At 71.3% G+C, this 14,241-nt stretch carries 13 protein-coding genes; 8 read left to right on the forward strand and 5 right to left on the reverse strand.

Annotated features, from left to right (window positions below; genetic code table 11):
- Positions 1-32: 32 nt before the first annotated feature.
- Positions 33-494 carry a DUF3817 domain-containing protein gene (locus tag AC1DE0_RS12915; RefSeq protein ID WP_478101070.1) on the reverse strand — a complete coding sequence of 154 codons (462 nt, stop codon included), beginning with the start codon at positions 492-494 and terminating at the stop codon, positions 33-35.
- Positions 495-721: 227 nt separating this feature from the next.
- Positions 722-1,156, reverse strand: coding sequence for an SgcJ/EcaC family oxidoreductase (locus AC1DE0_RS12920; protein ID WP_478101072.1), 435 nt, complete (start codon positions 1,154-1,156; stop codon positions 722-724).
- A gap of 89 nt (positions 1,157-1,245) precedes the next feature.
- Here AC1DE0_RS12920 and AC1DE0_RS12925 point away from each other — a divergent pair, with 89 nt between their 5' ends.
- On the forward strand, positions 1,246-1,875 hold the full coding sequence (locus tag AC1DE0_RS12925) for a TetR/AcrR family transcriptional regulator (protein ID WP_478101074.1): 630 nt from the start codon (positions 1,246-1,248) through the stop codon (positions 1,873-1,875).
- A gap of 12 nt (positions 1,876-1,887) precedes the next feature.
- On the opposite strand, the gene egtD is transcribed toward AC1DE0_RS12925, so the two are convergent.
- Positions 1,888-2,868 carry an L-histidine N(alpha)-methyltransferase gene (gene egtD / locus AC1DE0_RS12930; protein ID WP_478101076.1) on the reverse strand — a complete coding sequence of 327 codons (981 nt, stop codon included), beginning with the start codon at positions 2,866-2,868 and terminating at the stop codon, positions 1,888-1,890.
- Positions 2,865-4,178, reverse strand: coding sequence for an ergothioneine biosynthesis protein EgtB (gene egtB, locus AC1DE0_RS12935; protein WP_478101078.1), 1,314 nt, complete (start codon positions 4,176-4,178; stop codon positions 2,865-2,867). The genes egtD and egtB overlap by 4 nt, the downstream gene beginning before the upstream one ends.
- 172 nt (positions 4,179-4,350) lie before the next feature.
- On the opposite strand from egtB, the gene AC1DE0_RS12940 reads away from it, so the two are divergent.
- From AC1DE0_RS12940 to nicT, 4 genes are all read left to right on the forward strand, one after another.
- Complete coding sequence (locus AC1DE0_RS12940; protein WP_478101080.1) at positions 4,351-6,960, forward strand: DNA polymerase III subunit gamma and tau; 2,610 nt, start codon at positions 4,351-4,353, stop codon at positions 6,958-6,960.
- A gap of 227 nt (positions 6,961-7,187) precedes the next feature.
- Positions 7,188-7,946, forward strand: coding sequence for a class I SAM-dependent methyltransferase (locus tag AC1DE0_RS12945; protein WP_478101082.1), 759 nt, complete (start codon positions 7,188-7,190; stop codon positions 7,944-7,946).
- 137 nt (positions 7,947-8,083) lie between these two features.
- Complete coding sequence (locus AC1DE0_RS12950) at positions 8,084-8,758, forward strand: lysophospholipid acyltransferase family protein (RefSeq protein ID WP_478101084.1); 675 nt, start codon at positions 8,084-8,086, stop codon at positions 8,756-8,758.
- Between the two features lie 62 nt (positions 8,759-8,820).
- Positions 8,821-9,957 carry a Nickel transporter NicT gene (nicT, locus tag AC1DE0_RS12955; RefSeq protein ID WP_478101086.1) on the forward strand — a complete coding sequence of 379 codons (1,137 nt, stop codon included), beginning with the start codon at positions 8,821-8,823 and terminating at the stop codon, positions 9,955-9,957.
- 124 nt (positions 9,958-10,081) lie between these two features.
- On the opposite strand, the gene AC1DE0_RS12960 is transcribed toward nicT, so the two are convergent.
- Positions 10,082-11,299 carry an aminotransferase class I/II-fold pyridoxal phosphate-dependent enzyme gene (locus AC1DE0_RS12960; RefSeq protein WP_478101088.1) on the reverse strand — a complete coding sequence of 406 codons (1,218 nt, stop codon included), beginning with the start codon at positions 11,297-11,299 and terminating at the stop codon, positions 10,082-10,084.
- A 144-nt stretch (positions 11,300-11,443) separates the two neighbouring features.
- Between AC1DE0_RS12960 and recR the strand changes: the two genes are divergently transcribed.
- From recR to AC1DE0_RS12975, 3 genes are all read left to right on the forward strand, one after another.
- The gene (gene recR / locus AC1DE0_RS12965) at positions 11,444-12,043 is read left to right on the forward strand and encodes a recombination mediator RecR (RefSeq protein ID WP_442290405.1); all 600 of its coding nucleotides are present in this window, start codon (positions 11,444-11,446) and stop codon (positions 12,041-12,043) included.
- Between the two features lie 164 nt (positions 12,044-12,207).
- Positions 12,208-12,795, forward strand: coding sequence for a DUF5063 domain-containing protein (locus AC1DE0_RS12970; protein WP_478101090.1), 588 nt, complete (start codon positions 12,208-12,210; stop codon positions 12,793-12,795).
- A gap of 154 nt (positions 12,796-12,949) precedes the next feature.
- Entirely contained in the window at positions 12,950-14,221 is a 1,272-nt protein-coding gene (locus tag AC1DE0_RS12975; protein ID WP_478101092.1) for an aspartate kinase, read from the forward strand.
- The last annotated feature ends 20 nt before the right edge of the window (positions 14,222-14,241 follow it).

Genomic DNA, 14,241 nt, shown 5'->3' on the forward strand with positions numbered 1-14,241 from the left:
ACACCGTATGCCGTACGGCTGGGTCGCTGGTGTCAGCCCTGCGTCGAGACGGGTGGGCCGACGAGCAGCGCGACTCCCGTGAGGGCGACGACGGCGACCACGCCGACGCTGACGGCCACCACCGGACGTGCGAGCAGGGTTGCGACGATTCGCTCGGCCGGGTTGGCCGGGGTGTCACCTCCGCGGCCGAGGCGCCAGCCCCCGTCGAGGCGACCACGCCGCTCGAGGCGACGCTCCCACCACACGGTGAGGAACGGCGGCACGGCGCTGAGCAGGCCCAGCAGGCCCTCGCGGGCGGTCCAGCGCTGGTTGACCCAGAGCAGCAAAGTGATGAGGCAGTAGGCGATGAAGACGACCCCGTGGGCGAGGCCGAAGACCTTGACGCCGAGCTCGGTGGTCTTCGTGACGTACTTGAGGACCATCCCGGCGAGCAGCAGCGCCCACGTGACCACCTCCGCGACGGCGATCCGGCGGTACAGGGTGCGAGGCGTCATGCGGGCATCTCCTACGTCGTGTCGTACTCGAGTGCCCAGTGTGCCAAACGGCCGAGTCGGCCGAATGCGGGCCCCCGCGGCCGCCATCGAGAAAGCAATCCGTCCGGACGAGCGGCGCGCTCGACCGGACGGATTGCTTTCTCGATGGGACGGGTGGAGGGGGCTCTGCGCGTAGCGGAGGGTTCTCTCGATGGGTGATCTCGTTGCGGCGGCGGCGGCCAGGGTGCTCAGTGGGCGGCCTCGAGGGTGTTCTGGGTGGCCGCGATGCGCCACTGCGACCCGTCGCGCACGAGCACCGAGGTCGACATCGCGGTGTTCGTGCCGGCCAGCGGTCCGGTCGGGGCGACCATCGTGTTGCGCGAGGTGGCGACGATGACGTCGTCCGCAACGAAGCGTGCGCCGACGACCTCCATCTGGTTCGTGCTGCCGGCGTAGATGGAGGTGAGCATCGCGGCGTGCCCGCCGGCGATGCAGCTGCGGCCGCGGACCTGCTCGCCGCGGACCGTCACGAACGTCGCGTCGTCGGCGTACGGGGCGCCGAAGGCCTCGCCGTCGCCGGTGGCCCACGCGGCCTCGAGGCGTGCGAGGACGTCCTTCGCGATGTCCAGCGCGCCCGGGGCGAGGCGGTCTGCGGCGGTGGTGCTCAGCTGGGTGGTGTTCACGGTGCTCTCCTTCGAGTGAGTTGCTCATCATTCATTGAGCGATGCTCAGTCAATATAGATCCACTCAACGGATGGATACAATGGGTTTCGTGAAGGAACCGGAGACGAGCACGCGCAGCTACCACTCAGCCGTGCGCGAGGAGCAGGCCGAACGCACCAGGGAGCGCATCGCCCGGGCCGCCCGCAGACGGTTCGTCGAGTCGGGCTGGTCGGGCACCAGCGTCCGCTCCGTCGCTGCTGACGCCGGTGTCTCGGAAGCCACCGTGTATGCCGTCTACGGCACCAAGGCGGGCCTCGCGAGGTCCCTCGTCGACAGCGGCGAGATGGATGCCGACGTCGCACAGGTGACCGCGGATCTGGCTGCAGCGGAAGGGGATCCGGCAGAGCAGCTCGCCGCCTTCGTCCGCTTCGACCGCCGGCTCTTCGAGCGCGGGGGCGACGGACTGCGTCTCACCGTCGAGGGCGGGCGCAACGAGCCGGCGCTCGCAGCGGCCTACGAGCAGGGCCGGAGCCGGGGCGACGAGAACCGGCGGCGCGTCTTCTCCACATGGCCGGCGACGGCGCGCCGCGCGGGGGTCAGCATCGACCTCGCCCTCGACGTCTACGCGATGGTCTGCTCGATCCAGGTCTTCGACATCGCCACCCAGGAGCGTGGCTGGTCGGCCGACGACGTCGAGCGCTGGTGGCTCGAAACTCTCACCGACCGCCTGCTCGCCTGAACCGGAGCCCCGTCACTCCTCGCGGCGGGCCAGGGTCAGGGCGAAGTCGCCGGCGGGGTCGGTCCACGTGCGCTCGACCGCGAAGCCGGCGGCCCCCAGCTCGTCGCGAAGGCTCTCGTGCCGGAACTTCGTCGAGATCTCGACGCGGATCTCCTCACCGTGGGCGAGGTCGAACGTGAGGTCGGCGCCCGGGATCGTCACCCGCTGGGGCATGTCGGCGCGTAGCCGCAGGTCCATGCGCTCCTGGCGGGGGTCCCAGAACGGCACGTAGGAGAACGCGTCGACGTCGAAGTCGGCGCCGAGCTCGCGGTTGAGCACCCGCAGGCAGTTCGTCACGAACCTCGCGGTGACCCCGCGGCTGTCGTCGTAGGCGGCGATCAGCCGGTCGGCGCTCTTGACGAGGTCGGTGCCGAGCAGGAACCAGTCGCCGGGCTCGAGGCTGTCGTGCAGGGCCCCGAGGAAGGCCGCCCGCTCCTCGACGTAGAAGTTGCCGATGGTGCCGCCGAGGAAAGCGACGAGCCGCCGGTCGCCGTGGGGCAGGTGCCCGAGGTGCAGCGTGAAGTCACCGACGAGAGCCTCGACGCGCAGCGACGGGTAGCGCTCGGTGAGCATCGCCGCCGCGTCGCGCAGCGTCTGCTCGGAGACGTCGACGGGAACGAATCGCTCGAGCCGACCCGCCGAGGTGAACGCGTCGAGGAGGGTGCGGGTCTTGTCGCTCGTGCCGCTTCCGAGCTCGACGAACGTCGTCGCGTCGCAGGCCGCCACGATGTCGTCGGCGTGCTCACGCAGGATCGTGCGCTCGCACTCGGTCGGGTAGTACTCGGGCAGCCGGGTGATCTCGTCGAAGAGGTCGGAGCCCACGTCGTCGTAGAGCCACTTCGGCGGCAGGGTGCGCGGCTGCGAGCCGAGGCCGCGGCGTACGTCGGACACGAGCGACCCCGACGCCCAGTCGGGGTCGAGAGCGACGGTGACGACGGGCTCATGAGCGGTCATCGGCGAACACCTCCATCGGCGAGACGGACCCCCGACAGGGCCCAGCGGGACGCGGGTGGAAAGAAGTTGCGGTAGCTCGCCCGCGCGTGACCCGCAGGCGTGAGGGCGCAGCCGCCTCGCAGCACCATCTGGCCGGACATGAACTTGCCGTTGTACTCGCCGATGGCGCCGGCCGGTGGGTGGTAGCCGGGGTAGGCGAGGTAGGCGGAGGAGGTCCACTCCCAGCAGTCGCCGTAGACCTGGCGCAGGTGCCCCGTCGGTGGCCCGGCAGGCCGCGGGTGGAAGGTCTCGAGGTCGGCGAGGTTGGCGCCGGTGGCGGGCTGCTGCTCCTGCCCGTCGGCGATGACGCCGTGCTCCCACTCGACCTCGGTGGGCAGCCGCTTGCCGGCCCACGTCGCGTAGGCGTCGGCCTCGTAGTGGCTGACGTGGCTCACGGGCAGCCCGGGGTCGACCGGACGCGTGCCGCTCAGCGTGTGCTCGAACCAGACACCGTCGTGCTCCCGCCAGTAGAACGGAGCGCGCCAGCCCTCGGCGCCCACCCGCGCCCAGCCGTCGGATAGCCAGAGCTCGTGGCGCTCGTAGCCTCGGTCGGCCATGAACTCGAGCCACTCGCCGTTGGTGACGAGACGGTCGGCGAGACGGTAGGGCTCGAGCCACTGCTGGTGCAGCGGCAGCTCGTTGTCGAAGGAGAACCCGGCGCCGCGGTGCCCGACCTCGACGAGACCGCCCTGCACGTCGACCCATCCCAACGGGTCGGGCTCGGACGGCGTGAGGGGGCTGCCGGCATACGTGGGCTGGAGCGGGTTGACCGACAGCACGTGCTTGATGTCCATGAGGAGCAGCTCCTGGTGCTGCTGCTCGTGGTGGAAGCCCAGCTCGATGGTGGAGGAGAGCTTCTCGAGCGCGCCGCCGTCGAGCGCGGTGACGAGGTCGCGCATCCGGGCGTCGACGTTGTCGCGGTAGAGGCCGACGTCGTGGGCACCGGGGCGCGTGATGTGACCACGCTCGGCGCGGGCGTAGCGGGGGCCGACACCCTCGTAGTAGCTGTTGAAGAGGAACCAGTACTGGTCCTGGTAGGGCGTGAACGACGGTTCGTGGTCGGCGAGCACGAAGGTCTCGAAGAACCACGTGACGTGCGCGCGGTGCCACTTCGTCGGTGAGACGTCGGGCATCGACTGGACGGTCTGGTCCTCGGGCGAGAGCGGCGCGGCGAGGGACTCGGTGTGCGCGCGGACCTCGTCGTAGCGGGCCACCAGGGTGTCGGCGTCCCAGCTGCCCGACAGGGGCGTGCGCGGAATCGGATCGGGCATCATGACCTCCTCCAGCGGTCGCTGACGGCGCTCGTTGCACCCGGACCTGAGTGCCTAAGACCCTAGGTCGACCCGCCGACAGCCACCACCCAAATTGCCGGTGTCACGGCGAACCGTCAGGTCCCGTTCACCGGGCAGACCGCCGTCGGCCCGGACGGTTAGGGTTTCCCGCATGGCCACCGCCCTGTACCGCCGTTACCGGCCCGAGAGCTTCGCCGACGTCATCGGGCAGGAGCACGTGACCGAGCCGCTCATGCAGGCGCTGCGCACGGGTCGCGTCAACCACGCCTACCTCTTCAGCGGCCCGCGCGGCTGCGGCAAGACGACGAGCGCGCGCATCCTCGCCCGCTGCCTCAACTGCGAGCAGGGCCCGACCCCCGAGCCGTGCGGCACGTGCGACTCGTGCGTGGCGCTCGCGCGCGGCGGCTCGGGCAGCGTCGACGTCATCGAGATCGACGCGGCGAGCCACGGTGGCGTCGACGACGCCCGTGACCTGCGCGAACGCGCCTCCTACGGCCCCGCGCAGAGCCGGTTCAAGATCTACATCATCGACGAGGCGCACATGGTGACGCCGCAGGGCTTCAACGCCCTCCTCAAGATCGTCGAGGAGCCGCCCGAGCACGTGAAGTTCGTCTTCGCGACGACCGAGCCCGAGAAGGTCATCGGCACCATCCGCTCGCGCACGCACCACTACCCCTTCCGGCTCGTCCCGCCGGCCAAGCTCACCACCTACATGGAGCGCCTCCTCGAGTCCGAGCAGGTGGCCGTCCAGCCGGGTGTCCTCTCGTTCGTCACGCGCGCCGGCGGCGGATCGGTGCGTGACTCGCTCTCGGTCCTCGACCAGCTCATCGCCGGGTCCGGTCCCCAGGGGCTGACCTACGACGGCGCGGTCTCGCTGCTGGGCTTCACCGACGGCGAGCTGCTCGACAGCACCGTCGACGCGCTCGCCGCGGGCGACGGCGCGGCCACCTTCCGGCAGATCGACAAGGTCATCGAGTCAGGGCACGACCCTCGCCGATTCATCGAGGACCTCCTCGAGCGGCTGCGCGACCTCATCATCGTCGCGGCCATCCCCGACGGCGTCTCGCAGGTGCTGCGCGGCGTGCCCGAGGACCAGCTCGAGCGGATGCGGGTCCAGCAGTCGGCGTTCGGGCCCGGAGCCCTGTCGCGGGCTGCCGACATCGTCAACAGCGGCCTCACCGAGATGACCGGCGCCACCGCGCCGCGCCTGCAGCTCGAGCTGATCTGCGCCCGCATCCTGCTCCCGGGGTCGTCGGGCGAGCAGGGGTATGCCGCCCGCCTCGACCGGCTCGAGCGTCGCCTCGACGTCGGTGGCGTTCCCAGCGCCTCCGGCGGGGCCGGTATGCCGTCCGGGGCCGCGTCCGCTCGCCAGCCCGTCCCCACGTCGTCCGGGGCGGGTGGGCCGGCCGGGGTGAGCGCTCCGGGCCGCACGGTCTCCGACTACACGCCACCCTCGAGCGGCGCCTCGGCTACCCCCTCGCACTCTGCCGGCGGGATGGGAGGTGGCGGGCGTTCGAACGTCGAGGCCGTCATCGGGCGCGGTGACGGCGGTTCGGCCTCCGCGCCTTCGGGCGGCTCCGGGCCCGGCGGCTCAGGGCCCGGCGACGCCGGGCGCATCGACGCCGCACGCGCCGAGGTCGGTGCGCCGCCCGTCATGGCGCCCCGCGAGTCGGTCGGCGGCCCTTCCGTCGTCGCCGACGGCGGTGACGCCGGCGCGCTGCAGGCGGGCGCAGCTTCTGGTGCGCGACCCGACGAGTCCGCGGCGCGAGTCGCACCGCAGCAGAACGCCGAGGGATCGGCACCGGACGGAGCGGCGGCCGGGCACCCGGCGCCGGCGACCCCGACCGGTGGCATGGACACCGACGCGATCCGCCGGGCCTGGCCCAACGTCCTCGGCCGCATCTTCACGATGCGCCGCCTCACCTGGACGTTCGTCTCGCAGAACGCGCAGGTCACCTCCTTCGACGGCCGCACCCTGAAGCTCGGCATCGCGACAGCGGGTCTCACCCAGACCTTCCGGGCCGGCAACCACGCCGACATCGTGCGACAGGCGCTCATCGACGAGCTCGGCGTCGACGCCATCGTCGATGGGGTCCATGTCGAGGCCGCACAGCAGGCGCCCGTCGCTCCGCCCCCAGGGGCAGTGCCGGCCGGACCACCCGATCCCGAGCCGTCCGCTCCCGCAGGCGGGTCGAGCAGCACCTCCGGTCCGGTCGACGGCGGCGCCTCGCGCGGGTCGTGGGGTGATGCCGGCGCGGGTCATGAGTCCGCCCGCGCAGCGGGCGGCGACCAGCAGGGCGGGGCCCCGCGCGCCGATGAGCGCGGTGCCTCGGCACTCGCGGACTCGGGTCTGAGCCCCACCTCGGGTCGCTCGCACGAGGAGAACCCCGGGTGGGGAGCCGTGACAGGCCCCGCGCCCGACTGGGCCACCGGACCTTCGGTGCCCGAGCCGGCGGCCGACACCCAGCCGGGCCCCGGTCCCCCCGGCCCGTCCCTGTCCGACGCGGCGACCGGGTCGGTCGACGGTGCTGCCACCGACTCGGCGTTGCGGGGGGCGAGCGCCGTGCGCCAGTCCTTCGCGCAGGCTCGCTCGCGGTCAGGGTCGTCTCGATCGAGCGACGACGACCAGCCGCGTCAGCCCGTCACCGACGACTCGGCCGTCAGCGACGACGACGAGGACATCGAGCAGTCCGGTGACATCGGCCGCGCCGTCATCGAGAAGGTTCTCGGTGGCCGCGTGGTCCAGGAGCTCGACGACTAGCCGCTTGCACCATGGTGGCCGCCGCGGGTGGCCCCTCTGCATTGAGTCGTGAGGTGATTCACGCCGGCTGGGTCATTCGACGACCCAACGCAGAGCGCGGGCTGACGCACACCGGTTCGTCGGCATCGCTCTCATGGTTGTGGCCGAGCCGCTGCGAGCGTCGACTGTCGTTGGGAGCATTGGGGATTCGGGAGTCGCGCTGACCTCTCCGGCGGTACTTTCGGAAGGTGACCTTCGAGGTGGCAGCGGGTGCCTACAACCGCTTCATGGGGCGATACTCCGAGCCCCTCGCCGAGCTGTTCGCCGACTGGGCCGGAGTCGCCGCGCCCAGCCGCGCTCTCGACGTCGGTTGCGGGCCCGGGGCGCTGACCCGGGTCCTCGTGGAACGACTCGGGTCGGACGGGGTCTCGGCCATCGACCCGTCGCAGCACTTCCTCGCGGCCCTGCGCCAGGCTTTCCCCACGCTCGACGTGCAGACCGGCACGGCCGAGCTGCTGCCCTATCCCGACGACCTTTTCGACCAGACCCTCGCCCAGCTCGTCGTCCACTTCCTCACCGATCCGGTCGGTGGCCTGCGCGAGATGGGTCGCGTCACGCGTCCCGGCGGAACCGTCGCCGCCTGTGTGTGGGACCTCGGCGGCGGCAGTGGACCGCTCACCACCTTCTGGCAGGCGGCGCGTGACCTCGACCCCGACGTCGTGGACGAGTCGCGCCTGCCGGGCGTCAACGAGGGTGAGCTGGCCCGGCTCTGCGACGAGGCCGGCCTCAACCAGATCGAGGAGACGACGCTGACCGTCACCGTCGAGCACGCGGGCTTCGACGACTGGTGGGAGCCGTACACCCTCGGGGTTGGCCCTGCCGGGGCCCACGTGCAGGCTCTGGACGACACGGGCCGCGTCGCCCTGCGCGAACGCTGCCGCCAGCTGCTCCCCGAGGGGGCCTTCGCGGTGGCCGCGAGTGCCTGGACGGTCCGCGCGCGGGCCTGAGGCCGGGCGCCCGAGTGCACCCCACGGCATAGGCCCGGGGCTGCGGGCGAGCACCACGCGTACCAGGGAGTGAGCGGCACGGCGTCGGTTCGGACGCCGTAACCCTGCCACCTGACCACGGCCCTAGGCTGTGGCCCATGTTCTACAGCCTCGGGCGCAACCTCCTGTACCCGCTGTCCCATGCGCTGTACCGCCCGACGATCGAGGGCAAGGAGAACATCCCCCGCGATGGGGGCGTCATCGTGGCGAGCAACCACCTCTCGTTCATCGACTCGTTCGCGATCCCGCTGGCCTCGCCGCGACAGGTGCGGTTCCTCGCCAAGGAGGAGTACTGGACCGGCCCCGGCGTCGGGGGCCTGCTGCGCAAGGGCTTCTTCAGCGCGGTCGGCATGGTGCCGGTCAACCGGCACTCGCCGACGGCGGCCCAGGAGAGCCTCGACACCGCGCTCGAGGTGCTCAAGGCGGGCGACGCGTTCGGCATCTACCCGGAGGGCACCCGGTCGCGCGACGGCCGGCTCTACCGGGGCCGCACGGGTGTCGCCTGGCTCGCGCTCACGGCCCAGGTGCCGGTCGTGCCCGTCGGCCTCGTCGGCACGGAGAACATCCAGCCGGTGGGCGCCCGCTTCCCGAAGCTGGCGAAGGTGACGGTGCGTTTCGGTGAGCCGATCGGTGTCGAGGAGTACGCCGGTATGCCGGCGGGCAAGGCGCGTCGCCTGCTGACCGACCGCGTCATGGAGGCCATCGCCGCGCTGAGCGGCCAGGAGCGCGTCGACGCCTACAACGAGGTGCCGGCGGACGAGTCGTCCGCCTGACCAGAGCGCGTCCTCGCCGCAACGCCTTGCAGATGCGACTCAGTCGCATCTAGCGTGGGTGCGTGACCGCTCCCACCGCGACCTCGTCGGCGACCCGCTCCTCGCGGCCAGGGCGACTGTCGCGAGTGGCGCAGCTGACGCGCGACGAGCGACGCAGCCTGGCCGGCATGGCCGCCTTCGTCGCCCTGTTGCACGTCGTCGGGTGGGGACTGCTCGTGCTCGTGGTTGCGCCTGCGGAGTACCGCGTCGCCGGCCAGGTCTTCGGTCTGGGGCTCGGCGTGACGGCATACACCCTCGGGATGCGCCACGCATTCGACGCCGACCACATCGCCGCCATCGACAACACGACCCGCAAGCTCATGGGTGAGGGGCAGCGGCCGATGAGCGTCGGCTTCTGGTTCAGCCTCGGGCACAGCTCGGTCGTGTTCGTCATGGTGCTGCTGCTCGCGCTCGGCATCAGGGCGCTCGCCGGGGCCATCGAGGACGACGGGTCGACGCTTCAGCAGGTCACCGGCGTCTGGGGCACGACCGTCTCCGGCGTCTTCCTCGTGCTCATCGGCCTGATCAACCTCGCGGCGCTCGTCGGCATCCTCAAGGTCTTCCGCCGGATGCGCGCCGGTCACTTCGACGAGTCCGAGCTCGAGCGGCAGCTCGACAAGCGTGGCTTCCTCAACCGCATCCTCGGCCGCGTCACGAGGACCGTGCGCAAGCCGTGGCACATGTATCCCGTCGGCCTGCTCTTCGGCCTCGGCTTCGACACGGTCACCGAGGTGGGGCTCCTCGTCATCGCGGGCGGAGCCGCCGCTGCCGACCTGCCCTGGTATGCCGTGCTCGTGATGCCCGTGCTCTTCGCGGCCGGGATGTCGCTGCTCGACAGCCTCGACGGGGCCTTCATGAACGTGGCCTACGGCTGGGCCTTCAGCCGCCCGGTGCGCAAGATCTATTACAACATCACCGTGACGTCGCTGTCGGTCGCGGTGGCCCTGGTCGTCGGCGTCATCGAGCTCGTCGGGCTGCTCGGCGAGAAGCTGGGCGTGACGAGCGGGCCGGTCGCATGGATCGGGTCGGTCGACCTCGGCGACGTCGGCTTCTGGATCGTCGGGCTCTTCGTGGTCACCTGGCTCGTCGCGGTCGCAGTGTGGCGGCTCGGTCGGGTCGAGCAGCGCTGGGAGAGCGCCCTCGCCGACGGCCCCCGCTGACCGGACCTACCCTGACCTGAGACTGCGCCGAAACTGCGCCGTGGCGCGCTTTCGTGTCGGTTTGGCGGCTGGACTGCGCTGAAACTGCGCCGTGGCGCGCTTTCGTGCGGGACTGTTCGGCGGCTCAGCTACTGACCGGCGCGGTCGCGGACTGGAAGGCGTCGCGCAGGTGGGGGATGGCCGCCTCGATCGTCTCGGCCGTCGCGGTGAGGCAGATCCGGAACCATCCGGGAGTCTCGAAGAGCGCACCCGGCATGACGAGGACGCCGCGCGTCGAGAGGTCGGCGACGAACGCCTCGTCGTCCGGCACCGGGGAGCGCGGCCACAGGTAGAAGGTGCCGTCGGGCGCCTCCACCTCGTAGCCGATGTCGCGCATCGCGCCGACCAGCCGGTCGCGCTTCGCCTCGAGGGCGGCGACGTCGAGGCACAGCTGCTCGAGCTGCGGCGTCGCGTGCTGCATGACGGCGTTCGGGAAGAGCCACCCGGCGGCGATCTGCATCATGTCGATCGCCTCGAGCAGCTCGTCGCGGCCCTCGAGCCCGGGCGGCACGGCGATGTAGCCGAGGCGCTGGCCCGGGGCGAGCAGCGTCTTGCCGTAGGAGTAGCAGATCAGCGTGTGCGGGTAGAACTCCGCCGGGCTGTGGAACTCGTTGCCGGAGAACACGATCCGGTTGTACGGCTCGTCCGACACGATCCAGATGCGGTGCCCGAAGCGCGCCGATGCCTCAGCGAGCAGGCCGGCGAGACCCAGCAGCAGACCCGGTGGGTAGATGCGACCGGTCGGGTTGTTCGGGGAGTTCACCACGACGATCCGGGTGCGCTCGGTGAGCGCCGCCGCGATGGCCTCCAGGTCGAGGTCGAAGCTCGGTTGGGTGGCCCTCACCTTGACGGGGACGAGCCCTGCCTCCAGTGCGAGCGGCTCGTAGAGGAACCACGGCGGCAGCGTGTAGACGACCTCCTCGCCGGGGTCGGCGAGCACCTTCATCGCGACGGTGATCGCACCGAACCCGCCGGTCGTCATCCGCACGTCGTCGCCGGTCCAGCCGAGGGGCACGACACGCTCGAGGGAGGCCGCCGCCGCGTCCTGGGCCGGGCGCTCGCTCTGCTTGTACGCGAACCACAGCTCGTCCTGCGGCACCGCGGCCGACCTGAGCGCCTCGACGTACTCCGGCATCTGGAGCTCGTGCGGGTCACCGAAGGTGAGGTCCAGCACGCCGGGCTCGAGCCGACGCTCGGCGTAGCCGGAGTGCATGCGGAACCCGAACATCATCCGGAACGGCACAGCCTCCTGGATCCGCTCGCTGCGCCGGGACACGGTTCGGTCCGTCCGTCGCTCGGCCACGTTGCCTCCTCACGGTCCCGGGGCCACGCCGCCCGCCACCCGCAGCCGCCGCTGCCGCCGGCTGTCGACGGCGGCGCCCCCTCTCGCCACGCTAGACCGGTGCGGCGGTCCGCAGCAGGGCTTTTCGAGGCTTAGGGTTGCCGTGTGTACGAAGGCGCGGTGCAGGACCTCATCGACGAGCTCGGAAGACTCCCGGGGATCGGCCCCAAGAGCGCGCAGCGCATCGCCTTCCACCTGCTCCAGACCGACTCCGACGACGTGACGCGGCTCGTCACGGCGCTCACCGAGGTCAAGGCGAGGGTCCGGTTCTGCGAGCAGTGCGGCAACGTCGCCGAGGCCGAGCGGTGCCGCATCTGCGCCGACCCGCGCCGCGACCAGACCGCGATCTGCGTCGTCGAGGAGCCCAAGGACGTCGTCGCCATCGAGCGCACCCGCGAGTTCCGCGGCACCTACCACGTGCTCGGCGGCGCGATCAGCCCGATCGACGGCATCGGCCCCGACGACCTGCGGGTGCGCGAGCTGATGACCCGCCTCGCCTCGGGCGAGGTGCAGGAGGTCATCATCGCGACCGACCCCAACCTCGAGGGCGAGGCCACCGCCACCTACCTCTCGCGGCTGCTGCGTGACGTCGGCCTGACGGTCACCCGTCTGGCGTCCGGGCTGCCCGTCGGCGGCGACCTCGAGTACGCCGACGAGGTCACGCTCGGGCGGGCCTTCGAGGGCCGTCGCCGCGTCGACGCCTGACCACCCTCGCGCCCCCACACACCCTCCGTGATCGAAAGAGCGATCCGTCCGCTCGGAAGGATCGCTCTTTCGATCACGGAGGGTGCGTATGCCGTGACCCCAGCTGGGTGGGTGCGCCCGTTGCCGGCGCGACCGGGCCACACGGCATACGGCATGCTGGGACCATGACTGATGACCCGGTGACCGAGGGCCACGCGAGCGAGGCCGACGACCTGTCGGGCCTGGCCGACCTGACCGCGGCGGAGGCGAGTGCCTTCCTGACGTCCGTCACGGAGGTGGCGTCGGGCAGCTCGCCCGACACGGCGCTCCCGTTGTTGACGCTCGCGCTCTCGCAGGTGCTCCTGGCTGGCGCGCGGCTCGGGGCGATCGAGGACGTCGTGCCGGAGGAGCGGTTCGAGCCGGACGCGGCCGACGACGACGCCGACCCGCTGCGCACGGGCCTCGCGAACGTCTTCTCCGGCATCGACGACTACGTCTACGTCATCGACCCGATCACGTCGTCGGAGCGTGCCGACGGCTCGATCACCAACGACCTCGTGGACGTGGCGGTGTCGCTGAGCCACGGGCTGAAGCACTACGCGACCGGCCGCAGGCTCGAGGCCCTGTGGTGGTGGCAGTTCGGCTACCTGTCGCACTGGGGTGACCGGGGTCTGATGGCGCTCCGCTCGCTGCACTCGATCCTCGCCCACCTGCGGCTCGACGCCGACGAGGAGGCCGTGGGTGAGGCGGAGTTCGACGCGCTGCACCCGTAGCCCGCGCAAGAACGTGCGGCGTGGCGGACGAATCCACGCACATCTCACCATCGCGACGCCCCGGTGGACGCCACGCGCGCGAGCCTAGACTCGGCCGCACCGCAGCAGTGTCCGTCACAGCGGTGTCCGTCCGAAGAGCAGATCGGGAGCCAGTGTGAGCATCGTCGTCCAGAAGTACGGCGGGTCGTCCGTGTCCGATGCCGAGGCCATCAAGCGCGTGGCCCGCCGCATCGTCGAGACGCAGCGCGCCGGCCACTCGGTGTGCGTCGTCGTCTCCGCCATGGGTGACACGACCGACGAGCTGATGGACCTCGCCGAGCAGGTCACGCCGGCGCCGCCCGCCCGCGAGCTCGACATGCTGCTCACCTCGGGCGAGCGCATCTCGATGGCCCTGGTGGCCATGGCGATCGCGCAGCTCGGCGCCGAGGCCCGCTCGTTCACCGGCAGCCAAGCGGGCGTCATCACCGACGACGCCCACGGCGCGGCCCGCATCATCGACGTGACGCCCGGTCGCATCCAGAGCGCCCTCGACGCCGGCCACATCGCCATCGTCGCCGGCTTCCAGGGCGTCAGCCAGACGACGAAGGACATCACCACCCTCGGTCGCGGCGGCTCCGACACGACCGCCGTCGCGCTCGCCGCGGCGCTCGAGGCCGACGTCTGCGAGATCTACACCGACGTCGACGGCGTCTTCACCGCCGACCCGCGCGTGCTGCCGAGCGCCCGCAAGCTCGACGTCCTGTCGATGGAGGAGATGCTCGACCTCGCGGCGAACGGCAGCAAGATCCTGCACCTGCGCTGCGTGGAGTACGCCCGCCGCTACGGCATCCCGATCCACGTGCGCTCGTCGTGGTCGCAGAAGGCCGGCACCTGGATCAAGGACAACCCCTACGAAGGAGAAGGCGCTGTGGAAGCTCCGATCATCGCCGGCATCGCCCACGACCGCAGCGAGGCCAAGATCACCATCGTCGGGGTGCCCGACCGGGTCGGCATCGCCGCCAAGATCTTCGGCGCGATCGCCGAGGCCGGCATCAACATCGACATGATCGTGCAGAACGTGTCGGCCGCCGAGACGGCCAAGACCGACATCTCCTTCACGCTGCCCCAGGCCGACGGCGCCCGCGGCATGCAGGTGCTCCAGTCGATCAAGCACGAGGTCGACTACCAGGACCTCCGCCTCGACGACAAGATCGGCAAGATCGCCCTCGTCGGCGCCGGCATGAAGAGCCACCCGGGCGTCTCGGCCAAGTTCTTCGGTGCCCTCGCCGAGGCCGGCATCAACATCGAGATGATCTCGACCTCCGAGATCCGCGTCTCGGCGGTGACGCGTGCCGAGCAGCTCGACGACGCGGTCCGGGCCGTCCACACGGCGTTCGGGCTCGACGCCGCCGACGAGGCCATCGTCTACGGGGGCACCGGCCGCTGAGCGCGCCGATTGGTCGCGGC

Source organism: Terrabacter sp. 05T424 (assembly GCF_056396225.1).